This is a genomic window from Pseudomonas sp. HMSC063H08 (assembly GCF_001813645.1).
In the GTDB taxonomy this organism is placed as follows: Bacteria; Pseudomonadota; Gammaproteobacteria; order Pseudomonadales; family Pseudomonadaceae; genus Pseudomonas; species Pseudomonas aeruginosa.
This window is the reverse complement of record NZ_KV813365.1, coordinates 16,136-39,617: the sequence shown is the minus strand read 5'-3', so window position 1 is coordinate 39,617 and position 23,482 is coordinate 16,136. Positions and strand designations below refer to the sequence as shown.

30 protein-coding genes and 1 tRNA gene are annotated in these 23,482 nt (G+C 66.3%); 14 read left to right on the top strand and 17 right to left on the bottom strand.

Annotated elements, in window-relative coordinates; genetic code table 11:
* Positions 1 to 45 precede the first annotated feature (45 nt).
* The gene (locus HMPREF2924_RS05310) at positions 46 to 255 is read right to left on the bottom strand and encodes a hypothetical protein (RefSeq protein WP_003090820.1); all 210 of its coding nucleotides are present in this window, start codon (positions 253 to 255) and stop codon (positions 46 to 48) included.
* Between the two features lie 269 nt (positions 256 to 524).
* Here HMPREF2924_RS05310 and HMPREF2924_RS05305 point away from each other — a divergent pair, with 269 nt between their 5' ends.
* On the top strand, positions 525 to 713 hold the full coding sequence (locus tag HMPREF2924_RS05305; RefSeq protein WP_009313943.1) for a hypothetical protein: 189 nt from the start codon (positions 525 to 527) through the stop codon (positions 711 to 713).
* Between the two features lie 14 nt (positions 714 to 727).
* Here the strand turns inward: HMPREF2924_RS05305 and HMPREF2924_RS05300 are convergent, their stop codons facing one another.
* Positions 728 to 919: a hypothetical protein gene (locus HMPREF2924_RS05300; protein WP_003099127.1), complete on the bottom strand. Its 192-nt coding sequence runs from the start codon at positions 917 to 919 to the stop codon at positions 728 to 730.
* A gap of 348 nt (positions 920 to 1,267) precedes the next feature.
* On the opposite strand from HMPREF2924_RS05300, the gene HMPREF2924_RS05295 reads away from it, so the two are divergent.
* Positions 1,268 to 1,963, top strand: a complete 696-nt coding sequence (locus tag HMPREF2924_RS05295; protein WP_003090823.1) for an alpha/beta hydrolase — start codon at positions 1,268 to 1,270, stop codon at positions 1,961 to 1,963.
* Between the two features lie 47 nt (positions 1,964 to 2,010).
* On the opposite strand, the gene HMPREF2924_RS05290 is transcribed toward HMPREF2924_RS05295, so the two are convergent.
* Both HMPREF2924_RS05290 and HMPREF2924_RS05285 read right to left on the bottom strand, forming a co-directional pair.
* Positions 2,011 to 2,910, bottom strand: a complete 900-nt coding sequence (locus HMPREF2924_RS05290; protein ID WP_003119903.1) for a Dyp-type peroxidase — start codon at positions 2,908 to 2,910, stop codon at positions 2,011 to 2,013.
* Between the two features lie 341 nt (positions 2,911 to 3,251).
* Positions 3,252 to 3,833, bottom strand: a complete 582-nt coding sequence (locus tag HMPREF2924_RS05285; protein WP_003090825.1) for a TetR/AcrR family transcriptional regulator — start codon at positions 3,831 to 3,833, stop codon at positions 3,252 to 3,254.
* Between the two features lie 87 nt (positions 3,834 to 3,920).
* Between HMPREF2924_RS05285 and HMPREF2924_RS05280 the strand changes: the two genes are divergently transcribed.
* Entirely contained in the window at positions 3,921 to 4,889 is a 969-nt protein-coding gene (locus tag HMPREF2924_RS05280) for an enoyl-CoA hydratase/isomerase family protein (protein WP_003108887.1), read from the top strand.
* Between the two features lie 5 nt (positions 4,890 to 4,894).
* Positions 4,895 to 5,377: a DUF6632 domain-containing protein gene (locus tag HMPREF2924_RS05275; RefSeq protein ID WP_003131000.1), complete on the top strand. Its 483-nt coding sequence runs from the start codon at positions 4,895 to 4,897 to the stop codon at positions 5,375 to 5,377.
* Positions 5,378 to 5,526: 149 nt separating this feature from the next.
* Here HMPREF2924_RS05275 and HMPREF2924_RS05270 read toward each other — a convergent pair whose 3' ends face one another.
* The 3 genes from HMPREF2924_RS05270 to HMPREF2924_RS05260 form a co-directional block, all read right to left on the bottom strand.
* Positions 5,527 to 5,937, bottom strand: a complete 411-nt coding sequence (locus tag HMPREF2924_RS05270; RefSeq protein ID WP_003108891.1) for a nucleotide triphosphate diphosphatase NUDT15 — start codon at positions 5,935 to 5,937, stop codon at positions 5,527 to 5,529.
* Between the two features lie 21 nt (positions 5,938 to 5,958).
* Positions 5,959 to 6,738: a PhzF family phenazine biosynthesis protein gene (locus tag HMPREF2924_RS05265; protein ID WP_003124478.1), complete on the bottom strand. Its 780-nt coding sequence runs from the start codon at positions 6,736 to 6,738 to the stop codon at positions 5,959 to 5,961.
* 86 nt (positions 6,739 to 6,824) lie between these two features.
* Positions 6,825 to 7,064 (bottom strand): hypothetical protein, encoded by a 240-nt coding sequence (locus tag HMPREF2924_RS05260; protein ID WP_003099145.1) that lies wholly within the window; start codon positions 7,062 to 7,064, stop codon positions 6,825 to 6,827.
* 369 nt (positions 7,065 to 7,433) lie between these two features.
* Here HMPREF2924_RS05260 and HMPREF2924_RS05255 point away from each other — a divergent pair, with 369 nt between their 5' ends.
* A complete protein-coding gene (locus tag HMPREF2924_RS05255) occupies positions 7,434 to 8,267 on the top strand; it encodes a 5'-nucleotidase, lipoprotein e(P4) family (RefSeq protein ID WP_023094652.1) in 834 nt (277 codons plus the stop codon).
* Positions 8,268 to 8,300: 33 nt separating this feature from the next.
* Here the strand turns inward: HMPREF2924_RS05255 and HMPREF2924_RS05250 are convergent, their stop codons facing one another.
* Positions 8,301 to 8,525 carry a hypothetical protein gene (locus tag HMPREF2924_RS05250; RefSeq protein ID WP_003126372.1) on the bottom strand — a complete coding sequence of 75 codons (225 nt, stop codon included), beginning with the start codon at positions 8,523 to 8,525 and terminating at the stop codon, positions 8,301 to 8,303.
* Positions 8,526 to 8,685: 160 nt separating this feature from the next.
* On the opposite strand from HMPREF2924_RS05250, the gene HMPREF2924_RS05245 reads away from it, so the two are divergent.
* Entirely contained in the window at positions 8,686 to 8,856 is a 171-nt protein-coding gene (locus HMPREF2924_RS05245) for a hypothetical protein (RefSeq protein WP_003090834.1), read from the top strand.
* Between the two features lie 19 nt (positions 8,857 to 8,875).
* Here the strand turns inward: HMPREF2924_RS05245 and HMPREF2924_RS05240 are convergent, their stop codons facing one another.
* The 4 genes from HMPREF2924_RS05240 to HMPREF2924_RS05225 form a co-directional block, all read right to left on the bottom strand.
* Positions 8,876 to 9,397, bottom strand: a complete 522-nt coding sequence (locus HMPREF2924_RS05240) for a hypothetical protein (protein WP_003119901.1) — start codon at positions 9,395 to 9,397, stop codon at positions 8,876 to 8,878.
* 198 nt (positions 9,398 to 9,595) lie between these two features.
* Positions 9,596 to 10,183, bottom strand: coding sequence for a type IV secretion system toxin Tse4 (gene tse4, locus HMPREF2924_RS05235; RefSeq protein ID WP_003099160.1), 588 nt, complete (start codon positions 10,181 to 10,183; stop codon positions 9,596 to 9,598).
* A 4-nt stretch (positions 10,184 to 10,187) separates the two neighbouring features.
* Entirely contained in the window at positions 10,188 to 10,625 is a 438-nt protein-coding gene (gene tsi4, locus HMPREF2924_RS05230; protein WP_003090838.1) for a type VI secretion system immunity protein Tsi4, read from the bottom strand.
* A gap of 190 nt (positions 10,626 to 10,815) precedes the next feature.
* Positions 10,816 to 10,892 (bottom strand) — tRNA-Val (locus HMPREF2924_RS05225).
* A gap of 183 nt (positions 10,893 to 11,075) precedes the next feature.
* Between HMPREF2924_RS05225 and HMPREF2924_RS05220 the strand changes: the two genes are divergently transcribed.
* Positions 11,076 to 12,359: an NAD(P)/FAD-dependent oxidoreductase gene (locus HMPREF2924_RS05220; protein WP_003090841.1), complete on the top strand. Its 1,284-nt coding sequence runs from the start codon at positions 11,076 to 11,078 to the stop codon at positions 12,357 to 12,359.
* A gap of 50 nt (positions 12,360 to 12,409) precedes the next feature.
* On the opposite strand, the gene HMPREF2924_RS05215 is transcribed toward HMPREF2924_RS05220, so the two are convergent.
* The 3 genes from HMPREF2924_RS05215 to HMPREF2924_RS05205 form a co-directional block, all read right to left on the bottom strand.
* Entirely contained in the window at positions 12,410 to 13,366 is a 957-nt protein-coding gene (locus HMPREF2924_RS05215; protein ID WP_003090842.1) for a formate/nitrite transporter family protein, read from the bottom strand.
* 81 nt (positions 13,367 to 13,447) lie between these two features.
* On the bottom strand, positions 13,448 to 14,425 hold the full coding sequence (locus HMPREF2924_RS05210; protein WP_009313934.1) for a PA2778 family cysteine peptidase: 978 nt from the start codon (positions 14,423 to 14,425) through the stop codon (positions 13,448 to 13,450).
* Positions 14,410 to 14,808, bottom strand: a complete 399-nt coding sequence (locus HMPREF2924_RS05205; protein ID WP_003090843.1) for a PA2779 family protein — start codon at positions 14,806 to 14,808, stop codon at positions 14,410 to 14,412. The genes HMPREF2924_RS05210 and HMPREF2924_RS05205 overlap by 16 nt, the downstream gene beginning before the upstream one ends.
* A 405-nt stretch (positions 14,809 to 15,213) precedes the next feature.
* Between HMPREF2924_RS05205 and HMPREF2924_RS05200 the strand changes: the two genes are divergently transcribed.
* The gene (locus HMPREF2924_RS05200) at positions 15,214 to 15,558 is read left to right on the top strand and encodes a helix-turn-helix domain-containing protein (RefSeq protein ID WP_003115217.1); all 345 of its coding nucleotides are present in this window, start codon (positions 15,214 to 15,216) and stop codon (positions 15,556 to 15,558) included.
* Positions 15,559 to 15,572: 14 nt separating this feature from the next.
* On the opposite strand, the gene HMPREF2924_RS35410 is transcribed toward HMPREF2924_RS05200, so the two are convergent.
* A complete protein-coding gene (locus tag HMPREF2924_RS35410) occupies positions 15,573 to 16,220 on the bottom strand; it encodes a flavodoxin family protein (protein WP_071534319.1) in 648 nt (215 codons plus the stop codon).
* A 154-nt stretch (positions 16,221 to 16,374) separates the two neighbouring features.
* Between HMPREF2924_RS35410 and bamI the strand changes: the two genes are divergently transcribed.
* From bamI to HMPREF2924_RS05165, 6 genes are all read left to right on the top strand, one after another.
* A complete protein-coding gene (gene bamI, locus HMPREF2924_RS05190; protein WP_003130923.1) occupies positions 16,375 to 17,034 on the top strand; it encodes a biofilm-associated metzincin protease inhibitor BamI in 660 nt (219 codons plus the stop codon).
* 77 nt (positions 17,035 to 17,111) lie between these two features.
* Positions 17,112 to 18,911 carry a metalloendopeptidase Mep72 gene (gene mep72 / locus HMPREF2924_RS05185; RefSeq protein ID WP_003130921.1) on the top strand — a complete coding sequence of 600 codons (1,800 nt, stop codon included), beginning with the start codon at positions 17,112 to 17,114 and terminating at the stop codon, positions 18,909 to 18,911.
* Between the two features lie 170 nt (positions 18,912 to 19,081).
* A complete protein-coding gene (locus HMPREF2924_RS05180) occupies positions 19,082 to 19,639 on the top strand; it encodes a DUF2975 domain-containing protein (RefSeq protein ID WP_003090849.1) in 558 nt (185 codons plus the stop codon).
* Between the two features lie 8 nt (positions 19,640 to 19,647).
* Positions 19,648 to 19,866 (top strand): helix-turn-helix domain-containing protein, encoded by a 219-nt coding sequence (locus tag HMPREF2924_RS05175; protein WP_003090850.1) that lies wholly within the window; start codon positions 19,648 to 19,650, stop codon positions 19,864 to 19,866.
* A 114-nt stretch (positions 19,867 to 19,980) separates the two neighbouring features.
* Positions 19,981 to 20,448 carry a GAF domain-containing protein gene (locus HMPREF2924_RS05170; protein ID WP_003130919.1) on the top strand — a complete coding sequence of 156 codons (468 nt, stop codon included), beginning with the start codon at positions 19,981 to 19,983 and terminating at the stop codon, positions 20,446 to 20,448.
* Between the two features lie 66 nt (positions 20,449 to 20,514).
* Entirely contained in the window at positions 20,515 to 21,753 is a 1,239-nt protein-coding gene (locus HMPREF2924_RS05165; RefSeq protein ID WP_003090852.1) for a M20/M25/M40 family metallo-hydrolase, read from the top strand.
* 21 nt (positions 21,754 to 21,774) lie between these two features.
* On the opposite strand, the gene mcpN is transcribed toward HMPREF2924_RS05165, so the two are convergent.
* Entirely contained in the window at positions 21,775 to 23,370 is a 1,596-nt protein-coding gene (mcpN, locus tag HMPREF2924_RS05160; RefSeq protein WP_003090853.1) for a nitrate chemoreceptor McpN, read from the bottom strand.
* Between the last annotated feature and the right edge of the window lie 112 nt (positions 23,371 to 23,482).

The window sequence follows — 23,482 nt, the reverse complement described above, 5'->3', positions numbered from 1 at the left end:
GGGTTCGACATCGGCCTAGCTGAAAGCGCTAGGCAGCCCGGGCGCTCAGCGACGCCTGCCATTCAGCGCTGCCAGCAGGTCGCAGACCATGATCAGCAGCAGCATGGGTACGGCGAACGGAAAGAACGCCAGCGCCGCGTATTCGTAGGCCTGGCCCGTCCACCACAGGCAAAGGCTGGCGACCGCCACGAGCAGGAAGCTGGCGGCGACGATGAACTTGCACAAGCGCGAGGCGAACCTGAGCGTATCGTCCACGACGAATCTCCTTCGGCGACTCCCCCGCAGTCTGCCGAAACCGCTCTGTCCCGGCGGTGACGCAAGAATGACGATTCGGACAGAATTGTTACGTCTGCCGCAAAACTTCATTCCACTTTGTTAGCTGGCTAATCAAATTCCCCCTTGATATCGTCTTTTTCGCCAGATCCCCAAGGCCTGGCAAATGTCCCTTGTACAGGCCATTACCAACCCTCCCCCCGCTTGGTAATGGCCTTTTTTTCCCTTCTGCCGTAGTCCATGGAGATCGCATGCCACGCATTGCCCTGGTCCTGGGTGTGCTGCTGGTCAGCGCCTGCGCACAGCCTGTCACGCCGGACTCGATAGTCGAGGAATCGTTTTCCCGCAGCGCCAGCGAACGCCAGCTGGAAGAGCTGAACCGCCAGGGCCTTCCCTACGAGCAGTATCGGATGCGCCGCCAGCGCATTCTCGGCCGCTGATCCCGGCGCCGCGCCTAGCGCTTCTTCGGCACCACCGCCCGCACCGCCTCGCAGACGACCAGCCCGACCATCAGCGGGATCAGCAGCGGCAGGATCGACATCGAGAGGTTTTCCGCTCCCGAGCTGAGGAGAAACGGAAACTGGCTGAGGAAGGCGACCATCGCCAGGCTGAGCAGGATCAGCAGGCCGTAGAGGCATGACGCCAATTTCAGAGCTTTTTCCATGACCGGGTAGAAAGTGAAGGATTCGGAAGAAAATCTACCCGCCCCGCTCCCCCGGTATGGCGAGAAGCAAGATTTTTTCAGATTCGGGTGCCCCGAAAAGACGCGAACCCGACCGATCGATCACCCCTCCATGCCCGTCGCGACAACCCGATCGGTCGGGTCCGGACTTGCAACATACCGCCGTGCCGATATCACGTCGCCTACCGGAACAAGGAGTTGTTCTTTTCGACGAACGTCCTCACCTCCCGCTATCGCCCGCCCATCGCGACCTCGTATGCTCGCCGGGCGATGCCTCATGCCAGCAACCCTCACCCACAAGGGAGCAACACGATGAGCAACCTGCCTGCGATCATCCTGGTCCACGGCTTCTGGGGCGGCGCCGCCCACTGGAGCAAGGTCATTCTCGAACTGAAACGCCTCGGCCACGACAACCTGCATGCCGTCGAACTACCGTTGACCTCGCTGGCGGACGATGCCGAGCGGACGCGCAAGATGATCGCGCAGCAACAGGGGCCGGTCCTGCTGGTCGGACACTCCTATGGCGGCGCGGTGATCACCGAGGCCGGCAACCAGCCGAATGTGGTCGGGCTGGTCTATATCGCCGCCTTCGCCCCCGACAGCGGCGAAAGTCCCGGTGGCATCACCCAGGAGCACTTGCCCCTGGCCGCAGCGAACCTGGCGCCGGACAGCGATGGCTACCTCTGGGTGAAGGCGGACAGGTTCCACGAAAGCTTCTGCCAGGATCTCGCTGCGGACGAAGGGCTGGTCATGGGCATCACCCAGAAGGCTCCGCTGGCCAGCACTTTCGGCGATGCCATCGGCAGCCCGGCCTGGAAGAGCAAGCCCTCCTGGTACCAGATTTCCAGCGCCGATCGCATGATTGCGCCGGAGAACCAGGAGCGGATGGCCGCGCGGATCGCACCGAGGAAGATCGTCACCCTCGATGCCAGCCACGCGTCACTGGCCTCGCGAGCGAAGGAAGTAGCGGCGCTGATCGACGAGGCCGCCGTGGCCACCGCCCACTAGCGCCGCGCAGGACGCGGCAGCAGGCCTGGCCTGCTGCCGCGGCGGGCTCAGAGGCCGAGGGCGGACAGGTCGAGGCGGCCGTCGGCCATGGGCGGACACCAGAAGTAGCTGCCGCTGATCGGCCGGGTGAAACGGAACAGGCCATCGAGCACCCCGTCTTCCACGCCGATCATCCGTAGCCACTGGACCTCGAAGGCCTCGAACGAGCGGCCGAAGGCGGCGAACAACAGCCCCGCGCGGTGCTCGTCGGACCAGGGCGCGCCGCGCCGCAGGAGGAACGCGGCGGGCTCGAAGCTTTCCTGCTCGGTACGCTTGACGTGGGCGTAGGCCGGCGCGTCTTCCAGTTCTTCATCGTCGGACTTGCGGCGGCCGATGATGTTGTCCATCTCCTCGCCGGGGATCGCCTGCATCCGGTCGAAGTCATGCAGCCACTGCTGGACAGCAACGAAACTGCCGCCATCCAGGCCCGCACCGCGCCCGGAGACCAGCGCGGCTTCGAGCGCCGCATCGCCCTTGGGATTCTCGGTGCCGTCCTTGTAGCCGGACAGGTCGCGGTCCTCGCCGTAGAGGAACGCATCCACCGCGCCGGTCCGCTGGAAGGCCGGCGCCAGCGACCGTTCCAGCGCGTGCGAGCGCAGCGTCACCTCGCCGCGATCCTCGCCGCGCAGCCAGCACCACAGCGCGGAGGGCGTGGACGGCAGGTCGATGCCGGGCGCGGCGAGCACCGGATAGTCCTTCATGCCCTCGACGGTCTTGCCGAGGCTGAGCATCAGCGAATGGCCGATACCCACCACCAGTTGGTAACCATCGGTGGCCGCGGCCAGGCTGGCCAAGGTCGCGGCCACCTGCTCGGGTTGGGAAATACTGAAAAACAGGTAGCGACCCACCACCGGAATCGGGGTGAGAATGCCTGGCTGAGCCGCGCTCATGTTGCCTCCATCTATCATCAGGCCGTGCGCCGCTCGTGGCGATGCACCTTCGATCTCGTTCTGGTTCGAGCAATGCTCGGTCTCGGAGCGCAGCGGCGGGCGACGCCAAGCGAAGCGGCTCCGAAATACCCGCGCATCCTAAACCGGTGCAACGCCAGAGACCACTCGAAGACGAGGGAAAAGCGCGAAGTCGGACCTGCGTCGCTCAGAACTCCATCGGCATGAGACCGACCACCAGGCCGGCGACGGCAAGGGCAAACACCAGCAGGGCCTTGGCGAGTTCGAGATGATGGGCGTTCATGGGCTTACCTGTCGGAGGGAAAGCCTGACGCTAGACGCCGAACATTGCAGTTGTGCAATCAGTCCCGGTCCGCTTGCGGCGAAACCGCTCCGCTCGCCGAAAGCAGGCCCAGCGCATGCTCCAGCGCCGCATCCAGGACCTTGTCGCGCGCCACCTCGCTCGCCTGGGCACGCGCGAGAAGCACCGCGCCGACCGACAGGCAGGTGAGCACCCAGGCCCGGTTCTCGTCGCCCATCAGTTCGGCCAGCCGCCGTTGCCGTTGTTCCAGGGCGCGTTCGAAGGTTTCCCGCACCTCGGGCCCTGCCCGGCCCACCTCGGCGGCCAGCGCCGGAATCGGGCAGCCCATGTCGGCATGCTGCGCATGACCGCGACTGAGGTAGAGACGGGTGGCGCCGGCCAGTTGCTCCAGGCTGTCCAGCGGAAAGGCATCGTGCTGGGCGCTCAGCTCGCGCTGCAGGATCGCTTCGAGCAACTCCGCCTTGCTGGAGAATTGCGAGTAGAACGCCCCGGTGGTAAGACCAGCCGCCTTCATCAAGGTGTCCAGGCCGGTGCTGGCGAAGCCCTGGCGCTTCACCAGCGGAGCGGCCTTGCTCAACAACAGGGCGCGGGTGGCCTGTTTCTGTTCCGGTTTGTAGCGCATGCAGACTATCCGTTGGTTGGGGAGACGATGGCGCGACATTGGATAATGATCGTTATATAACAATCGTTATCCAATGAGGAAGCCGCAATGACTCTAGCACCGCGACACCTGCGCATAGAACAACGAGGACGCGTCCTGCAGGTCCTGCTCGACAATCCCCCGGCGAACTTCCTCACCACGGCGGTGATGCAGGAACTGGCCGACCTGCTGGACGACCTGGAGCAGCGCCAGGACATCGGTGCCGTCATCCTTTCCGGAGCGGCGGATGGGGTCTTCCTGACCCACTTCGACGTCGACGAGATCGAGCGCGCCGTCGCCCCCATCACCTTCTCCATGCCGGCCTGGCTGACACGCCTGCTGCTGGAAAGCGAAAGCCTCCTGCGCCACCTGCCTGGAGCGAGGAAGCTGCTGCGTCACACCCTGCTGGCCGGCGTCGCCGACATGAACCTGTTCCATGAGGTCACCGCGCACATGCGCCGCATGGACAAGGTGTTCATCGCCGCGATCAACGGCCTGGCCCTGGGCGGCGGCTGCGAGCTGGCGCTGGCCTGCGACCTGCGCCTGATGGCCGAGGACGACCAGGTGGAACGCTTCCTCGGCCAACCGGAAGTACTCATCGGCCTGATACCGGGAGGCGGCGGCACCCAGATGCTGGCGCGCAGCCTGGGCGTGGCCAAAGCCCTGGAGTTGTGCCTGGAAGGACAACTGCTGGAGCCGCGCCAGGCTCTTGCGCTGGGCCTGGTCAACGGGCTGGCGCCAGCGGAGGAGCTACTGGAAGCCGCCGACGCGCTGGCGCAACGCCTGTCCCGGCGCTCGCCGCAGGCGGTGCACCTGATCAAGCGTTCGATCTACCAGGCGGCTTCCCGCGACTGGACGGAGGGCATGGCCAGCGAAAAGGCCGGCTTCCTCTCCGCCGCCTCCCAGGGCAATACCCGCCGCGCCATGCGCGAATACATCGAACGGGTGCGCACCATCACCCGTGAAGAGCGTCCTTTCCGCCGTGCGGATTTCGACGACCTGACCGAAGGCAACGCCATCGACATGGCCTACAGGTGATCTGCATGAATGCCTCCTCTTCCCCGGTTTCCGCCACGCCCTGGCTGACCCTGAGCATTCGCCTGATGGCCGGCGGCTTCCTGCTGTTCTTCGGCCTGGCCCTGGCCACGCTGCTCCTGCGGCTCGACCAGTCGTTGCTCGACTCCGACGCCGGGCGCCTGCTGCTCCGCCTGGTTCGCTGGGGCGACCAGCAAGGCGGCGGACAGCACTATGAGCTGATGATCTCGACGATCTACCTGGTCTGGGGCGCATTCCTCTGGCGCGCCGCCAGCCAGCCCTTCCGCCACCGGCTGTTCATCGACTTCACCGTGGCGGCCAATGCCGCGCACTTCGGCCTGATGTTCCTGCAGGGACTGTTGATGCCTGGCGAACACATCCACCTGGCCGGCGATGTCCTGCTGGGCTGGGCCTCGCTGCTGCCGCTGATGCTGTTCTGGATACCGCAACGCAAGCGGGCAGCCCCTTCGCTCGCCGTCGAGCGGAGATGACGACGGTGCAACGGCCTCAAAGGGGCCTAGCAGTTCGAACAGGCTCCTCTTGATGCCGTTGCGGACTGGCCTATGCTCACGGTGTGTGCGAACCCCAAGGGTATTTCCCGACCAGCTCCCCCGCGGTCGGGATTTTTTTTGCCTGTCGCTCAGCGCACCGGATCGAAGGGCGAATAGCCCCGCCGGCGCAGGCTCGCCAGGGGCGCGAACAGCGGCTCCGGCAGATCGGCCCAATCGAACCAGGCCCAGCCGTCGCACTTGCCCGGCTCCATGAGGCGCGCCTCGGCATCCTCCGCGCAACCGGCCAGGATGAACGCGGTGAGGTAGTGGCGCCCCTCGAAGACGTCACTGCTGAACGGGCCGTGGCGCAGTTCGCTCAGCGCCAGGCCGGTCTCTTCCAGGGCTTCGCGCAGGGCGCAGTCCTCCACCGCCTCGCCGAACTCGAGATGGCCGCCGGGCGCCGACCAGCAGCCAGCGCCGTGGCTGCCCTTGCGGCGCCCCAGCAACACCTTGCCGTCCCGCAAGATCAGGACGCCCACGCCTACCTGCGGTGCCGGCATCGTCGCACTCCTGCTTCGGGATCAGAGATGGAGCGTACCGCTCATGTACAACGCCGCCTTGCCGGAGATGACCACCCGCTCGCCGCGCACGTCGCATTCCAGGCGCCCCTTGCGCGCCCCGCCCTGCTCGGCGCTCAGCCGGGTCTTGCCCAGGCGCTGCGCCCAGTACGGCGCCAGGGAGGTATGCGCGGAACCGGTCACCGGGTCTTCGTTGACGCCGACGTTGGGCCCGAACCAGCGCGAGACGAAATCGAAGCGCTGGCTGCGCGCGGTCACCGCCACCCCGCGGCACGGCAAGCCCTTCAGCCGGGCGAAGTCAGGCGCCAGGGCAGCGATCGTCTTTTCGTCGTCGACCACCACGAGGTAATCGTCGGTCTTCAGCACTTCCGCCTCGGCAATACCCAGCGCCTCCAGCAGTCCGTCCGGTGTCGCGCAAGGCTCCGGACGCTTGGCCGGGAAGTCCATCGCCAGCGAGTCACCCTCGCGCCGTACGCTCAGCTCGCCGCTGTGGGTGGCGAAACGCAGTACCGGGGAAGCGTCGTCGAGCTTGTGGATCAGCACCCAGGCCGTCGCCAGGGTCGCATGGCCGCACAGGTCCACCTCGACCTGCGGCGTGAACCAGCGCAATCGATAGTCGCCGTCGCGGCCGACGACAAAGGCGGTTTCCGAAAGATTGTTCTCTTCCGCGATAGCCTGCAGGCGCTCGTCGTCCAGCCAGGCATCGAGGGGGCAGACCGCCGCCGGATTGCCCTGGAAGGGACTGTCGGCGAATGCGTCGACCTGGAAGATCGTCAGTTCCATGTACCGGACTCCTGTGTCGATGGGCTGCGCACCTTAGCAGCCGGACCGAGACCAGGACAATGCCGCGCCCCGCGCAGGCGCCTCGCTCAGATCTGACGGATATCCAGCAGCGCCCAGACCTGGTAACCCTGGCGCTTGGCTTCCTTCTCCGCTTCCAGTTGCGCGGTGACCTTGCTGATGGAGCGCGAGCGATGTTCGAAACGCAGCGGCAATCCCGCCCCGTCCTTGCGCACGCTCAGTTCGACGATGGTGTAGCGGACCGGCTGGCTAGCCTCGGTCCGGGCCTTTTTCGGTCGTGTTTCGGCAAGGCCCAGCGCCTTGCGCATCTGTTCTTCAGAGTAGATTTCCTGCACGCATTCACCCAGATTGAATAAAACCCGCAAATCCTATTGGTTCGCGACCCCACTTGCCAGGATAGTCGGCGAAGCGGGTCACACATCGACGCGAAAATCGCGCCTACCAGATCCGGCAGCTTCATCGAAACCGCCGCCGACATAAGCTGTGGGCGCTGTACATCCCTGGATCCTTTCCCGGCCTGCTCCACGCGGCCGGGATTTTTTTGCCCGCCGCAGCCGTTTCCCGGACAACGCGTCAATCGGTTACGTCATTGCGCCATCGCGATTGTGGTACCGCACGCCTTGAAGTATGAAAACACACCGCCATTCCCGCGCGGACATACTGCCCAGGACCCATCCATGCCACGAACCAGAACAACAATAATCGCCGCCACCCTGCTGCTGGCCAGCTCCCTGCTCCACGCCCAGGAGCAGATGCCCGCCGCAACGCCAGCCTCGAACCTGCTCACCGCCGCAGTCGCCTGGCGGCAGACCGCCGCCGAATACCGCGCCCTCTACTACCAGGGCTTCAACGTTGCCCGCGATCGACTGGACCGGGCGCTGGCCGCGCGCCAGCCCGGGGCGAGGAAACCGGCGATCGTCAGCGACCTCGACGATACACTGCTCGGCAGCAACAGCTACTGGAGCTTCCTGCTCAGCCAGGACAAGGAGTTCTTCGACGACGCCGTCTGGGACCGTTGGGTCGCAGCCAACGGCCCGAGCCTGACCCCCGGCGCCCTGGAGTTCCTCGAATACGCCAGGTCCCGAGGCGTGGAGATTTTCTACGTGTCCAGCCGCGACCAGGGCGAAAAGACCCTGGAGTATGCCCTGGGCAACATGCGCGCCCTGCGCATGCCGTTCGCCGACGCAGAGCATGTGACCATCCTGCGCGACAGCTCGAATAAAGAGCCGGCGCAGAAGGCCATCGCCGCGCAGTACGACGTGTTGCTGATGCTCGGCGACAACCTGAACGACTTCCAGCGCCGCTACTACGTCGACGACGTGATGCAGCGCAACCGGCTGCTCGACGAGGACCGCAAGGCATTCGGCGAGAAGTACGTGATCTTCCCCAATCCCACCGACGGCCATTGGATGAAAGCCATCTTCGGTGAGTCGGAACCCGCCGACACGCCGGCCAACCGCGCCCGCTTCCGCGCCGCGGCGAGCCAGGGCGCCTGGATGGGCGGCGACTGAAACCCTACACGGCGCACCAGGGAAGGTCCGTCGTCAGTCGAGCGCCGCGCACTCCGCGCAAACGTAGTGCCCGTCCGCGTCCCTCGCTACCAGCACGTCCTCGCAGCAAGCGCAGGGTTGCCAGGCCGGCCCGGCTTCGCTCTCCTCACCGCCATCGGCGTAGTCTTCGGCGGACGCCGCGTCGAACTCGTCCTCCAGGTATTCGTTGTCCAGCAGGTGGTCGTGCTCGGGCTCGTAGATGTCGTCTTCGTCGCGCATGTTCGACCGTCGTCTCGCTGGAGGTGGCGGACTTATAAATGCGCCCGCCCGTCACGTCAACGTCCGTTCGCAGCGGGCCGGCAAAAGGACGCACCCACTCCGGGCGCTCGTCGAATTGCACTAGAATCGCCCCTGCCTCCTGCCACCGACCCAAAGCATCATGAGCAAACTCCAGCACATCGGCCTGTTCTTCTTCGTCCTCCTTTCCGCCGGTCTGGCCCTCGGCTACCAGCTCGACTGTGCGGACGGCAGTCACATCGAGACCTATCTGTTGCGCGGCCTGGGCGCCCGCCTGCTGGGCATCGACCTGTGCCTGCCGCCCAGCCACTGAGACCGGCAGCGCGGCGCCGCTAGCCGGCCAGTTGCAGCCAAAGCGAAAACACGCCCAGCGCACACCAGAAGCCGGCGAACAGAAACGGCACGCGTCGCGAGAACAGCAAGGTTTTCTCGAAGCTGCCGCGGTTGACCTCGCGTTCGCTGAACAATGGCGAATCATCGTAGGCCAGGCCGATTTCCGGATCGCTGTGCAGCAGGCAGGACTGCTTGAACTGCCAGTGGCAGATGATCTCCGAGGATGCCTGGATGCCCGGCCAGGCATGCAGGGAATTGACGATCCCGAGCAGTGCCAGGAGCGCCGGCACCACCAGGGTGAACAGCTCGCCCCAGGCCGGGTTCAGGTTGGCCATCGACGAGGCGTAGGCGATGACCAGGAACGACTGTGCCGTCAGGTAGGCGTTGGTCCGACTGGATAGCTGGCCCGTCTCGTAGTGGATTTCCCGCCGGTAGAAGTCCAGCCGCTCCTTGGCTGAACAGAAGATCCGGACATCGGATTCTTGCGACAACGGCCCTCCGGGCATGATCAACCTGGACACAAGCACGACACCTCGAACGAGTGGATGGACTTGTTTGGAAAGAACCGATCCACGCCGGTTCGGAATCTCCGACGACCGTTCCCCGCGCCGGTAACGATTTCCGCCACCGACCCGCTGGCCATGGAACTCAACGGAGCCCTGACCGCCGCACGCCTGCGCAAGGTAAAAAGGGCGATCCTCCCGGATCGCCCTCCTGCATCAGAACAACGCCCCCAGGTAAGCCGCCGCGCCGCCGCCGAACTGTGCACCGACGTTGACCCCGGCCATCAACAGGGCGCCACGGGACGATTGCAGTAATTGCCGCGACATGCTGGCGCCCAGCGCGGCGGTCAATGGCGAGGCGCTCGCCAGCGCCACCGCCGCCAGCAGCTTGGGATCGAGGCCGAAGAGGATCGCCGTGCCCGAACCGCCGGCGATGACTCCCGCGCCGAGTTCGACGTACATGCAGGGCCCGGTGAAGTCGCCGCGGGACAGGTCGCGCCCCACCAGGCCGTCCGCGACCAAGACGGTTCCGGTGCTCGGCAACGCCTCCAGCGCACCGGCCCCGCCAACGCTCTTGCCCTTGACATTGAGGTTGACCTTGCCGAAGCGCGGCAGGCGCATGCCCAGTCCGATCCCGCCGCCCACCCCGCCATAGCGGAAGGACACGTTCTCACCCTCCGGCGAGAGCAACGTGATGGAGCCGCCGCTACCCGCCAGGAAGGCCACGGTCATGCCTCCGCCACTGGCCGTCACGTAGCGCCAGCGACTCTCGTTGAGGGGCAAGGGAATGGGAAGTTGCGACATGACTTCAATGTCCTTTTGAGGTCGGTTGGGAAGAACGCAGGCCCAGCAATCCCCTGAACCCGACAATACCGAAGAGTGCGCCGAAGCCGCAGAGGAAAGCGCTGGTTCCCCAGAGCGCGCCGGCATCGTCGACTATCGCGCTGGCCGCCGGCCGCCCAGCCTCGTAGAGGACGCGAACCGGCTCGCCCACCTGGTAGCCGAAGATGAAGCCGCCCTGGGGATAGGAAATCCGCTCGCCGGAAACGCTGGTGAAATCGATCTGCGGATGCGAACCACCGGCATTCAAGGCGCTGACCGTCCCCTGGGCTTCCTGCGCAGTACGCAGGAAATGGTACTGCTCGACGGTCTTGAAACCGCCGGCGAGCAGGAGGCCGAGTCCGAGCAGGGAAAAAAGGGAAGCGTGAAGAAGTCCGCCGATACGCGAACCGGAAGAGGTCGTCATGAGCCTTGTCGCCTGAATCATCCGTGAGGCGCTAGGGTCGGAAAAGACCGCCCCCGCTGTCAATAGCGGCTATGCGATGAAGCGCGAGCCCAGGCGAGCACGGGCCGAGCGGCCTTTTTCGGGGCGCAAACGAAAAAAGGCGACCCTTTCGGATCGCCTTTCTTGTCCCGCCAGCAGTGCGGGATTTGTTTGGTAGGCACGATTGGATTCGAACCAACGACCCCCACCATGTCAAGGTGGTGCTCTAACCAACTGAGCTACGTGCCTGCTGATGGCGCGCATTCTACAGACCCCAAAAACACCGTCAAGCTTTTTTTTCGCTAACTCTCTGAAAAAGTGGAATTTTTATTTTCATGGGGTCCGTTGAAAATTTTGCACGGAGGCTAGCCGGCCGATTTCGACTCGGGTAGCATCCGGGCATCCGTAAAAAATAAAAAACAGAGGTGCAAGATGCCGCACACCCCCTACCCCTCCTCCTATTACGCCGCGTCGGCCAATCCCGCGCCGCCCCGCCCGGAACTCCAGGGCGAGGTCGAAACCGACGTCTGCGTGATCGGTGCCGGCTATACCGGCCTCTCCACCGCCCTGTTCCTGCTGGAGAATGGTTTCAAGGTCTCCGTACTGGAAGCCGCCAAGGTCGGCTTCGGCGCTTCCGGGCGCAACGGCGGCCAGATCGTCAACAGCTACAGCCGCGACATCGACGTGATCGAGCGCACCGTCGGCAAGCGCGAAGCGCAGTTGCTCGGCGAGATGGCCTTCGAAGGCGGGCGCATCATCCGCGAGCGTGTGGCCCGCTACGGTATCCAGTGCGACCTGAAGGACGGCGGGGTGTTCGCCGCCTTCACCGAGAAGCAGATGGATCACCTGCGCGCACAGAAACAGTTGTGGGAACGCTACGGCCACAACCAGTTGGAGATCATGGACGCCAAGCGCATCCGCGAGGTGGTGGCGACCGACAACTATATAGGCGGCATGCTCGACATGAGCGGCGGCCACATCCATCCGCTGAACCTCGCCCTCGGCGAAGCGGCGGCAGTGGAGTCGCTCGGCGGCAGAATCTACGAGCAGAGCCCGGCGACCCGCATCGAGCGCGGCGCCAGCCCGGTGGTGCATACCCCGCAAGGCAAAGTGAAGGCGAAGTTCATCGTGGTCGCCGGTAACGCCTACCTCAACGGTCTGGTCCCGGAACTGGCGGCCAAGTCGATGCCCTGCGGCACCCAGGTGATCACCACCGAGCCGCTGAACGAGGAACTGGCCCACAGCCTGCTGCCGCAGGACTACTGCGTGGAAGACTGCAATTACCTGCTCGACTACTATCGCCTCTCCGGCGACAAGCGCCTGATCTACGGTGGCGGCGTGATCTATGGCGCTCGCGATCCGGCGGACATCGAGGCGATCATCCGGCCGAAGATGCTCAAGACCTTCCCGCAACTGAAGGACGTGAAGATCGACTTCGCCTGGACCGGCAACTTCCTGCTGACCCTCTCGCGCCTGCCCCAGGTCGGCCGCATCGGCGACAACATCTACTATTCCCAGGGTTGCAGCGGCCACGGCGTGACCTACACCCACGTCGCCGGCAAGGTCCTGGCCGAAGCCCTGCGCGGCCAGGCCGAGCGCTTCGACGCATTCGCCGGCCTGCCGCACTACCCCTTCCCCGGCGGCAAGCTGTTCCGCGTACCGTTCACCGCCATCGGCGCCTGGTACTACAGCCTGCGCGACAAGCTCGGGGTCTAGTCCGCGTCGACAGAACGGCACCCCGGGGTGCCGTTTTTTCTATCCGCGCCTCAACCTTCGCTACGGATCTGCGCATGACTGATCAGGGCGAAGATCAGGCTACCGCCGACTATGTTGCCGCCCAGGGTAGGCAGGGCGAACTTCAGCAGGAACTCGGACCAGTCGATTTCCCCGGCGAACGCCAGGTAGCCTACCTCCGCCGAGCCCACCACGATGTGGGTGAAGCTGCCCAGCGCCATCAGGTAGGTGACCATCGCGATGATCCAGATCTTCGCGCCCTCCGCCGCCGGGATCAGCCAGACCATGGTGGCGATCATCCAGCCGGAAACGATGCCCTTGGCGAACATCTGCGCCAGGTCGTTGTGCATCACCTCGCGGCCGATCTCGAGGAACGCCGCGTCGGCCGCTTCATTGAAGATCGGCAGATGCAGCACCGCCCAGGCGAACAGCAGCGTACCGACGATATTGCCGAACAGCACCACGCTCCAGAGACGCAACAGTTGCCAGGCCTTTTCCAGGGTCGGCTCGGTCATCACCGGCAACACGGCGGTCAGGGTGTTTTCGGTGAACAGTTGCTGGCGGGCGAGGATCACTGCCAGGAAGCCCATGGGATAGCCGAAGCTGCTGACGATGATCGCCCACTCCTGCTCGGGCAAGGCAGCGCGGAACAGGCCCATGCCCATCAACGAGAGGCCGATGGTCAGCCCCGCGGCTACCGCCGACCACCAGAGTGCCGCCAGCGTGCGCTGCAACTCGTGTTCGCCCTGGACGCGAATCACCTCGTGCAGGACAGCGGCGCGCGGTGGCTGCTTGTCGTCGATCTCCCGCCGCTCGTTGGCGGTCAGCGCCGTGGCCGAACGTCCGTCGGCCGGTTTCTCTTTCCGCTCCTCGCCGCGCGCACGCGGCTTGCGCGCGCCCTCCGCTGCACGCCCCTGGCGCTTGCCCGCCGCGCCGCCCTTGGCCGGTTGTCGGGGGCCGGGAGTCGAAGTCTGCTTGTCGTTGGCCATGCTCTGCACCTGAGTGGGGTCCACCCAGGTATAGAGCCGTCTCGCTGGAACGGGGTTCCGACAACCTTCGGCTGGGCCGCCTCAGCGGGGCGGTGCGCCAACGGGACAGGCCGGCAGCTCGGCGCACCGAGCCGCGGGTGCGACGGCCTGCGGCAAGGCCGCAGCGAAGCGGGCTTCCCCAGGCTGCAATGCCCGCGCGCAGGCCTGCGCCTGGCGCGCCGGCGCCGCACAACCGCGTTCCGCCAGCAACTGGGACAGGTTGAACCAACCCGCGGCGAAATCCGCGCGACGCTCGACGCTGGTGAGCATGGCCTGTTCGGCAGCGGCGGAATCGCCTGCGGCGTAGCGACTGTTGCCCAGGGCGAACCAGGCGAAGGCGTCCTCAGGCCAGCGTCGCACGGCTTCTTCGTAGGCGCGCCGGGCAACCTTGGGGTGGCCGGTTTCCTCGCTGTCACTGGCGGCCTTGAGCCACGGGACCGCCGCTGCCGTGGCCGGCAGGCGGTCACCCGGCAGGGTCAGCACCGCCCAGCGCCCCGAACGCTTCCAGGTCGATTCGAAGCTGGTGAAGTCGGTGACCCAGCGCCGGGTGATGCCCGAGCGCAGCACCAGTTCGCGGCGCTCCCGATCGAAGCCGACCACCACCGCGAAGTGCCAGCGCGGCCACCAGGAGAAAGCCTGGTTCTGTAGCACCAGCACCGGGTTGCCCGCCGCGACCTCCTCGAGCACGCTCTCCAGTCCGCCTTGCAGCGGATAGACCAGCATGCCGTGGCGGCGCGCCGCGGCGACCATCTCCAACTGCAAGCTGCCCTCGCGACCGGGAATGAACACCTCGTCCTTCAATTGTCCCGGCGTCAACGCCAGGCCGCGCTGGCCGAGCATCGTGGCCAGCGCGGCGGGACCGCACTGGTAGGCTTCCTGAGGGAAGAACGGCACGTCGCGCAGCTCCACCCGTGCGGGCAGCGCCGCGCTTTCCGGCGGCAGCCTCGGCGGCTGCGCGCAGCCGCCGAGCAATGCGGCGAGCAGCAGCGCCCCTGCCAGCCGCCTCACCGATTGATGCATTTGATGAAGCTGAAGATGTCCGTGGCGCAAAGCATGTCGGTGATGATGAAGATCACCAGGAACAGCACGATGATGCCGATGATGCCGCCCGCCGGTGCCTGGTCCAGTTGCTGGTTGAACTGTGCCAGCTCGGCGTTGGTCAGGCTGTTGATGCGGCTCGCCACCTGGTCGCGGGGCACGCCCATGGCCTCCAGTTTCTTCTGTACACCCTGGTCGTCGAGCATCTTCAGCAGTTGCTGGCGATCGAGGTTGTGCTGCTGTTGCTGCATGACCTCGGCGGTGCCGATCATCGCCGCCTGGGCGAGCGGAACCTCGGCGAAGGTGAGCAGGTGCAGCGCTGCCAGGACGGCAGCGACACGGCGAATGCTTGTTGTTGTTCTCATGGGAATGACCTCTGCGTGAAACCCGACTATCAGCCCTGGGAGGCGAAGCTTGGTTCCGCGTCGCCGACCTCCCCTGAGTATCGTCCCGATCGCCGTTTTCCGCCGCCTCGGCGCCGATGCCCGCCCCAGGCGGCACGACGACCCGCCGCGCCCAGGCGACGAAGCGGCATTCGTTTTTATGCAATTCGCATATACTCCGGCTCGCCGCGAGAAAACCGGAGCATGCGCGATCTCGGCGACATCGACGCATATCCCCGCCGCAGCCTCGTACACGGCGTCGAAACCGCGCGCCGCCCCGGACGACAGAGCCTCCGGCACGGCGAAAACTAAGGATTCCTGAGCTTCCATCTTGTCCAGATTTGCCCAACCTTGAGCGAGCGGGCCAACGGGACGGGAGTTGTATGGATGCTAGGTACCCGGCTAAAAGCCGCAAGAATCAGAGCGGGATACTCGCAGAAACAGTTGGGCATGCTGGTGGGAATGGACGAGTTTTCCGCCAGCGCACGGATGAACCAATACGAACGCGAACGGCACTCCCCCAACATGCGGACTTCCGAACAGCTGGCCATGGTCCTCCAGGTCCCCATGGCCTACCTCTATTGCCCCGAGGACGAGCTGGCCGAGCTCATCCTCAAGGTGTCCAGCCTGACACCCGAGTTCAAGAAAGAGCTGACGCGTTTCATCGAACAGTTGCTCGCGGCCCAGGGATCCACCAGCCGCCAGCCTGTACGCACAAGGAGTGAACTGTGAACAAAAGCTTGGATTCAGACTCGATAACCACCGCCATAATGGCCCTGCGTCGCCTGCGCGACACGCACCCGGAGCAGTACCGGGAGCTGCTGCCGTTGTGCGCCTCGGGGCTGGTGGAGACCCTGGTCGGACAGAGCGACGGGGACGACCGCAGGAAGGCCGAGACGCAGAGCGAGACCATCGCCCGCTGGACCTGGCTGCAGTTGCTCGGCTGGGCCCAGAACAACAGCCTCAGCCAGCAGCAGATCGAAAGCCTCTACAGCATCGTCGAAGGCATCCGCAGTTGCCGGCCGCTGATGCAGGAGCGCGCCCGTCTCCTGCAACTGGCGCGAGGCTGAGGCCCCAGCGCGGCTAGAGGCCGTACCGGGTTGCCTGGAAATGAGCGAACATGCCAGCGTCGGCCGGGATGTCGACACCCCATAGCCAGCGCGAGGCGTCAGCGAAGCCAGTTGGACGAACCAGGGCTTTGAGGTGGCATCGGCGAACTTCTTGAACTGCCAGGCCGGTCCGCCCATATAGGTGGGGCTGCCGAAGACGATGGCATCGGCTTCGACGAGCCGAGCAACTTCGTCCAGTTCTTCAAGCGCGAGGTCGGCCAGGTGCGCCGAAGCCTTCCGCCGCGAACAGCGTGGCGGCCGAACGCCAGCCTTGCCGCAGCGCACAGAGCGCACGTGACCTGGCGCCCGCAGCGCTCCGGCCTGATTCGCAGTTTCGTCACGCCGGCGCGCGGCCTGGCGCAAATGTGAACGGTTGCCGCCACGCCGGGAGAGGCTTCTTCCTAGACTCCGCGCCACGTTCACTCAGAGGAGAAACAACGTGGCCAAGACATGGATCTACGCAGCCTCGGCCGCCGCCATCGGCGGTGCGCTGATCGGCGGCTGGCTGCTCGACCCGGCTCCGCCCGAGGCACCGCCGCAGGCCCGCCAGTCCCCCGCCGCCCAGGCAGTCTCTGCCCCGGCAGCGGCGCTCGCGGCGCCGACGGCGGACACTACCCACATGCTCGCCCCGGCCCCCGTCGCAGCGCCCGCGCCACGCGAGCGGGTGACGCTCTGGCAAGGCGAACTGCGCAGCCGCGAAGGCGCCCAGGGCATTCCCGAATACCTGGCGCAGATCGAACCCGCCCTGCTCGACACGCTGGCGCTCGGCCAGGTGCTGGAAATGAGCCTGCCGGGTCGCGAGCGGCCCTTGCAGGCACGCCTCGCCAGCACCCATAACAGCGCCGGCCTGCCGGTCTGGCGCGGCGGCCTGGTGGACGGCGACGAGGCGGAAAGCCTGACCGTGGTGCGCGGCAGCCTGGAAACCCACATCAATGTCGCCACCCTCGACGGCAGCTACTCGATCATCGTCGACAACCGCAGCGGCAAGACCCGGGTGATCGACGAGAACGACATCGCCGCGCGTAGCGACCCGCATGGCGATCATGTCGACGCGCCGCTCGCCGAGCTGCCACCGATGCCGCCGCCCGCCCAGGGCTGAGCCCACCTTCCCAGCATGTTTCCCCAGCGGTGCCCTCGGGGCGCCATGGCTTCCTATTGTCCGAACACAGGCAACCCATGAAGAAATCCCTGCTCTGCTCCACCCTCGCCCTGGCGGTAGCCTCTGCCGCCCAGGCCGCGCCGAAGACCGTCGACATCATGGTGCTCTACACCCCCGCGGCGACCCAGACCGGAAACGGACGCGACATCGATGCGCGGATCGCCAGCTACATCGAGTTCGCCAACACCGCCTACGAGAAGAGCGGCGTCGACCTGCGCCTGCGCCTGGTGCACAAGCAGCGCCTGGACTGGGCCGACTACCCGACGGTGACCGGCACCAACCTCGATCGCTTCATGCGCGACCCGCAGGTGCAGCGCCTGCGCGAGCAGTACGGCGCCGACCTGGTCAGCCTGGTCAACCGCTCGCAGAACAGCGGCAACGGCTACATCACCTGCGGCATCGGCTACATGGGCTCGGGCGATAAGAACAGCGGGCGCTTCCACGGCAACGCCAAGGACATTGCCTACAACCTCACCGGGGTCGACTGCGGGCTCAACACCTTCGCCCATGAAGCCGGCCACAACATGGGCCTGCGCCACTCCTACGAGCAGGACCTGGAGTCCAGCTACTACGATCCGCGCTACGCCCACAGCGGCACCTACGAATGGAGCCGCGGCTACGGCGTGCAGGGGCGCTTCGCCACCGTGATGGCCTACCCGCATGCCTTCGGCACCAACAAGCAGGCACCGTTCTTCGCCAACCCGCGCCTGGTCAACGCCGAATGCGCCAACCAGCCCTGCGGTCGCGAAGAACACGCCGACGCCGTACGCGCGCTGAACAGCATGGCCACGCAGATCGCCGACTTTCGCCCGACCAAGGTACCCGGCACGGTCAACCCGGGCTCCGGCGGCGACACGCCGACCCCGCCGGACCTGCCATGGTGCACGAAAGCCAAGCTCGGCGGCCTGCTCGGCGATGGCGAGTTCGCCAGCATGGAAGGCTGGCGCGCATGGTCCGGCAACGCCCAGCTGAGCCTGGTGAACGTCGCCAAGGGCTGCCGCGACAATGCCTTGCTGGTCGACGTGCGTGGCTTCGATCTGCTGGTCCGCCCCATTGCCCCCCTGCGCGCCGGCAGCGGCTACCGGCTGAGCGGCAAGGTCATGCTCAAGGCCGCCAATACCCGTGAAACCGTGCGCATGGCGCTGCTCAGCGAACGCGCCGATGGCGCCCTGGCCTACAACCCGGCGCAGAGCGTCGAACTGTCGGTCAGCGGCAACGAGTTCAGTCGCCTGGAGAAGACCTTCGACTACCGTCCCGCCGCCGACCAGCGCAACCTCTACGTGGCGGTCTGGAGCGACAGCGGCGCCAGCCTGCTGGTCGACGAGATGAACCTGCAGGAAGCGCAGGCCGCGCCGCCGAGCGTACCGCCGGCGCCGAAACGCATCGCCTACGACTTCGAGAGCGGCATCGGCGGCTGGAGCGGCGTGCATGCCAGCACCCGCGCCACGCGCGTCGCCAGCGCCGGGCGGCTGGCCCTGGAAGCCTACCAGCGGCGCTACGCCGGCACCGGCGCGAGCACCAGCCTGCTGGGCAACCTGGAAGCAGGCCGGACCTACGCGTTCAGCGCGGACGTACGGGTCGGCGACGGTCGCGGCTCGCAGGCCATGACCTATGCCTACCTCTACCTGGAAAGCCAGGGTCGGCCCGGCGAATACCTGCCCCTGGGCTACAAGGTGGTCGAGAATGGCCGCTGGGCCAGCCTGCGCGGCCAGGTGCAATTGCCGAAGGGGCCGATCAAGCGTGCTGAACTGATGATCCTCAGCGGTAACCAGCAGGAGTCGATGTTCATCGACAACGTCCAGTTGCTGCAGAAGTAGGACGCTTCCCCTCCGTGCCCCCGGCAGGCACGGGGGGATTTTGCGGAGCGCTCCAGGCTGGATGCAGCGATCATGAAATTATCGTTTTACGATAATTTATTATTAAACTATGATCACTCCGGTTTCCCTCGTTTCCGAGGGGCCTGCCCACCTTCCCAGGAGTACCCCCGATGACAAGCGACCGCCTGGCCGGCTACAGCCGCCTGATGGCTACCCTGACCCTGCTGTTGATCGCCGGCATGCTGCTGCTCAACGCCGCGTGCTGGATCTTCCCCGACCTCGCCAGCGAGCACGGCCTCGGCTTCGCCCTCACCGCCACCGGTGTCGCCGGCGACCTCGGCGTTGTGGCGCGGGACATGCCGCTCTGGCAGGCCCTCGGCGGCATCCTCCTGTCGAGCCTGCCGCTGCTGGTCCTGGCCAGTGGACTGCAGGCGCTGCGAAGGCTGTTCCAGCACTACGGGCGCGGCGAGTATTTCTGCGAAGACGCCGCGGCGCTGCTCGGCAAGGTCGGCCTGTGCCTGGCTTGCTGGGTGCTGGCGAACTTCCTGCTGGAACCGCTGCTGACGGTCTGGGTCACCTTCCTCCAACCCCAGGGGCAACGCATCGTCAGTCTCAGCTTCGGTTCGGCGGAACTGGTCAGCCTGTTCGCCGCCGCCTCGGTGATGGTGATCGCGCGCATCCAGCGCAAGGCCGCCCTGCTCGCCGAGGAAAACCGCCAGTTCGTCTGAGGTCCGCCATGCCCATCGAAATCAGGCTGGACGTCATGCTCGCCCTGCGCAAGGCCAGGTCCAAGGACCTGGCCCAGGCCATCGGCATCACCGAACAGAACCTGTCGCTGCTCAAGCAGGGCAAGGTAAAGGGCATTCGCCTCGCTACCCTGGAGGCCATCTGCGCCTACCTGGCGTGCCAGCCGGGAGACCTGCTGGAGTACCTGCCCGGCCCGACCGAGGGGTGACAGCCGGGCGCTTATGCGCTCGAGCGAGGGGGAGCGCAACAAAGGGTATTTAGGCCAAGCCCCCTTTCGCCGCTACAGTCGCGGTTCATCCACCAGACATGGGCGAGGTCGGGCATGGCGAAATCCTCCGAACGATTCGAATCCCTGCGCCGGGATATCGACGCACTGGCCCGCCGGCTCGACGTGCCGTCGGTGCTGATCATGCGTTCCCTGCCCCGGCACATGCGCGTCGAGGCCTCCGCCGGACGCCTGGAGGACACCTACCCGATCGGCGCCGAAGGCCGCAAGAGCGTCCATGAAGACGGCGCCCAACCCCTCTACTGCGAACGCGTGGTCGACCGCGACGCCCCGTTGCACGTGCGCGACTCGCGCCAGGAGACGGAATGGGCCGGCAACGAGGATGAAGTCGAGTTCGGCCTGAGCAACTACCTTGGCTATCCGGTTCATACGCCCGACGGCACCCCGTACGGCACCGTCTGCGTACTCGACAGCCGACCGCGCGACTATTCGGCCGAGGAACGGGCCCTGCTGGAAGAATTGCGGCGCAAGGTCGAGGCGCTGCTGGCGGAAACCGTCTCATGACCTAAGGTCAATCGGATACCGCGGCGCACAACCGCGCCGCCTCCGCCCACCAGACGAGGACCTTCCGTGCACGCCCGCCGCCTGCCCCACCTCTTGCCGCTCGCCCTCGCCTTCCTGCTTTCGCCCGCCGCCTTCGCTGCCGACACGCCAGCCACCGAGCTGCTGCGCCAGGCCGAAGCCGAACGCCCGGCCTACCTCGACACGCTCCGGCAACTGGTCGCGGTGGACAGCGGTACCGGCCAGGCCGAAGGCCTCGGCCAGTTGTCCGCGCTGCTCGCCGAACGCCTGCAGGCGCTCGGCGCGCAAGTCCGCAGCGCACCGGCGACGCCCTCGGCCGGCGACAACCTGGTGGCCACCCTCGATGGCACCGGCAGCAAGCGCTTCCTGCTGATGATTCACTACGACACCGTGTTCGCCGCCGGCAGCGCGGCGAAGCGTCCGTTCCGCGAGGACGCGGAGCGCGCCTACGGACCCGGCGTGGCCGACGCCAAGGGCGGCGTGGCGATGGTGCTGCATGCCCTGGCGCTGCTCAGGCAGCAAGGCTTCAGGGACTACGGACGGATCACCGTGCTGTTCAATCCCGACGAAGAAACCGGCTCCGCCGGCTCGAAGCAACTGATCGCCGAGCTGGCCCGGCAGCAGGACTACGTCTTCTCCTACGAGCCGCCGGACCGGGACGCAGTAACGGTAGCCACCAATGGCATCGACGGCCTGCTGCTCGAGGTGAAGGGTCGCTCGTCCCATGCCGGCTCGGCACCCGAGCAAGGCCGCAACGCCATTCTCGAACTGTCGCACCAGTTGCTGCGTCTCAAGGACCTCGGCGATCCGGCGAAAGGCACCACGCTGAACTGGACCCTCGCCAGGGGCGGCGAGAAGCGCAACATCATTCCCGCCGAGGCTTCGGCGGAAGCCGACATGCGCTACTCGGACCCGGCCGAGAGCGAGCGGGTACTGGCCGACGCCCGGAAGCTGACCGGCGAACGCCTGATCGCCGATACCGAAGTCAGTCTGCGTCTCGACAAGGGTCGTCCACCCCTGGTGAAGAACCCCGCCTCGCAGCGCCTGGCGGAAACCGCGCAGACGCTCTACGGTCGAATCGGCAAGCGCATCGAGCCGATCGCCATGCGCTTCGGCACGGACGCCGGCTACGCCTACGTGCCCGGCAGCGACAAGCCGGCGGTGCTGGAAACCCTCGGCGTGGTCGGCGCCGGCCTGCACAGCGAGGCGGAATACCTCGAACTGTCCAGCATCGCCCCGCGCCTGTACCTGACGGTGGCGCTGATCCGCGAGCTGTCCGCCGACTAGCGCCGACGCCCGCAGCCAGCCTCAGGTGCGGAAGCGACCGAGCACCACGCGCAAGCCAGCCATGTGCTCCTTGACCCTCTGGTTGGCCGAAAGCACTGCGGCGGTCCCTTCGTGGGCCTGCTCGGAGAGTCCGGAGACGTTGGTGATGTTGCGGTCGATGTCCTGGGCCACCTGGCTCTGTTCCTCGGCGGCGGTCGCGATCTGCTGGTTGAGGCCGTCCAGCTCTTCCACCGTGGCGACGATGCGTCCCAGCGCCTGGGCCGCGCTGTCGGCCTCGGCGAGGTTGCTCTGGGCATGGCTGGCGCTACCGCGCATGGCGGCTACCGCATCGTTGGCGCCGTCCTGCAACTGCTCGATCAGCCCCTGGATCTCCTGGGTCGACTGCTGGGTACGGTTGGCCAGCGAACGCACCTCATCCGCCACCACGGCGAAGCCGCGCCCGGCCTCCCCGGCCCGCGCCGCCTCGATGGCGGCATTGAGCGCCAGCAGGTTGGTCTGCTCGGCGATGCTGCTGATCACCGTAAGCACCTGGCCGACGCTGCCGGCGTGCTGGTGCAGGGTGTTCAGCGCCAGGGCGGTCTGTTCCAGTTCCTCCGCCAAGGCACCGGTCTGGCTGCTGGCGTGCTCCACCAGACGGCGTCCCTCGTGGGCCAGGGCCGCGGCGTCGCGGGTGGAATGCGCCGCATGGTTGGCGTGGCGGGCGACCTCGGCCACGGTGGCGCTCATCTCGTTCATCGCGGTGGCCACCTGGTCCAGGTCCTGGTGCTGGCGCGCCACCTGGTCGCCGGCGCCGAGCGCCTGCTCCAGGGCCTCGGCCACGTCCTTGTCGGTCTCTGCCGCGCTGCGCTTGACGTTCGCCAGCAGACCGCTGACGTCCTGGCGCATCCGCTCATAGCCGGCGACGATGCGGCCGATCTCGTTGTCCGCATGGCCCGCCGCCAGGGCATGGGTGAAGTTAGCCGCACCGACCTCGGTCAGCGCCACCTCCAACCCGCGCAACTGCCGCATCAGCGGCGCCAGGCCGAACTGCCGGCCGAGCACCACCAGCACCAGGATCGCCAACAGGCAACCGAAGGCGATCCACATCTGGGTGTGCTGGACACTGTCGGCGCGCGCGCTCATCAGCGAGACCAGTTTGTTCAGCTCGCCCAACAGCTCGGTGGAATACTGCGAGAAGCCGCGCAGGTCGACCTGGCTGGCAGGCTGTGCCACCTGGTCGAGCATGGCCCGATAGCGGCCCCAGATCTGCGCCACCTTCTGCCGCTGGGCGGCGATCTCCGGCGCGCCCATCCGGCTCACGTTGCGCTCGGCATTGCCCGCATCCAGGTCGGCGGCCGAGCGCTCGTACTGGGCGATGGTCGCGGCCAGGGCCTTTGGGTCGCCGGCGCCGAGCCGCAATTGCAGCGCCTCGCGGGCCATCTTCTGGCTGAGCATGCGCTGCGCACCGGCCACGTTGATGGTTTCCGGCGAGATCGACATGCTCAGGTACAACGCCACCGAGGCGCAGGCGGCCAGGCCGAACATCAGTGCATAGGACAGTAGGAACTGGGCGTTCAGGGTCTTCAACCCGAGCCCCCGCAGAATCCGATCGAACACCCTGGCGACGCTTTCGTTCATTGGCTTTTCCCCACTGGACTGCAGAAACCGATAACCACCCCATCGGCCCGTCGCGCCTGGGCTTGAATCGTCACTTCGCCGATTCCGTCCCCGAGCGCCTCCCTCTCCAGAG

Coding starts and splice junctions, on each gene's coding strand:
- HMPREF2924_RS05280 (WP_003108887.1), top strand. CDS start 3,921: ATGACTCTAGCACCGCGACACCTGCGCATAGAACAACGAGGACGCGTC.
- HMPREF2924_RS05200 (WP_003115217.1), top strand. CDS start 15,214: ATGCTAGGTACCCGGCTAAAAGCCGCAAGAATCAGAGCGGGATACTCG.
- HMPREF2924_RS05265 (WP_003124478.1), bottom strand. CDS start 6,738: ATGGAACTGACGATCTTCCAGGTCGACGCATTCGCCGACAGTCCCTTC.
- HMPREF2924_RS05270 (WP_003108891.1), bottom strand. CDS start 5,937: ATGCCGGCACCGCAGGTAGGCGTGGGCGTCCTGATCTTGCGGGACGGC.
- tsi4 (WP_003090838.1), bottom strand. CDS start 10,625: ATGACGACCTCTTCCGGTTCGCGTATCGGCGGACTTCTTCACGCTTCC.
- HMPREF2924_RS05295 (WP_003090823.1), top strand. CDS start 1,268: ATGAGCAACCTGCCTGCGATCATCCTGGTCCACGGCTTCTGGGGCGGC.
- HMPREF2924_RS05290 (WP_003119903.1), bottom strand. CDS start 2,910: ATGATAGATGGAGGCAACATGAGCGCGGCTCAGCCAGGCATTCTCACC.
- HMPREF2924_RS05245 (WP_003090834.1), top strand. CDS start 8,686: ATGAGCAAACTCCAGCACATCGGCCTGTTCTTCTTCGTCCTCCTTTCC.
- HMPREF2924_RS05260 (WP_003099145.1), bottom strand. CDS start 7,064: ATGCGCAAGGCGCTGGGCCTTGCCGAAACACGACCGAAAAAGGCCCGG.
- HMPREF2924_RS05220 (WP_003090841.1), top strand. CDS start 11,076: ATGCCGCACACCCCCTACCCCTCCTCCTATTACGCCGCGTCGGCCAAT.
- HMPREF2924_RS05215 (WP_003090842.1), bottom strand. CDS start 13,366: ATGGCCAACGACAAGCAGACTTCGACTCCCGGCCCCCGACAACCGGCC.
- HMPREF2924_RS05250 (WP_003126372.1), bottom strand. CDS start 8,525: ATGCGCGACGAAGACGACATCTACGAGCCCGAGCACGACCACCTGCTG.
- HMPREF2924_RS05175 (WP_003090850.1), top strand. CDS start 19,648: ATGCCCATCGAAATCAGGCTGGACGTCATGCTCGCCCTGCGCAAGGCC.
- HMPREF2924_RS05255 (WP_023094652.1), top strand. CDS start 7,434: ATGCCACGAACCAGAACAACAATAATCGCCGCCACCCTGCTGCTGGCC.
- HMPREF2924_RS05305 (WP_009313943.1), top strand. CDS start 525: ATGCCACGCATTGCCCTGGTCCTGGGTGTGCTGCTGGTCAGCGCCTGC.
- HMPREF2924_RS05205 (WP_003090843.1), bottom strand. CDS start 14,808: ATGAGAACAACAACAAGCATTCGCCGTGTCGCTGCCGTCCTGGCAGCG.
- HMPREF2924_RS05275 (WP_003131000.1), top strand. CDS start 4,895: ATGAATGCCTCCTCTTCCCCGGTTTCCGCCACGCCCTGGCTGACCCTG.
- HMPREF2924_RS05170 (WP_003130919.1), top strand. CDS start 19,981: ATGGCGAAATCCTCCGAACGATTCGAATCCCTGCGCCGGGATATCGAC.
- mep72 (WP_003130921.1), top strand. CDS start 17,112: ATGAAGAAATCCCTGCTCTGCTCCACCCTCGCCCTGGCGGTAGCCTCT.
- tse4 (WP_003099160.1), bottom strand. CDS start 10,183: ATGTCGCAACTTCCCATTCCCTTGCCCCTCAACGAGAGTCGCTGGCGC.
- HMPREF2924_RS05180 (WP_003090849.1), top strand. CDS start 19,082: ATGACAAGCGACCGCCTGGCCGGCTACAGCCGCCTGATGGCTACCCTG.
- HMPREF2924_RS05210 (WP_009313934.1), bottom strand. CDS start 14,425: ATGCATCAATCGGTGAGGCGGCTGGCAGGGGCGCTGCTGCTCGCCGCA.
- HMPREF2924_RS05285 (WP_003090825.1), bottom strand. CDS start 3,833: ATGCGCTACAAACCGGAACAGAAACAGGCCACCCGCGCCCTGTTGTTG.
- mcpN (WP_003090853.1), bottom strand. CDS start 23,370: ATGAACGAAAGCGTCGCCAGGGTGTTCGATCGGATTCTGCGGGGGCTC.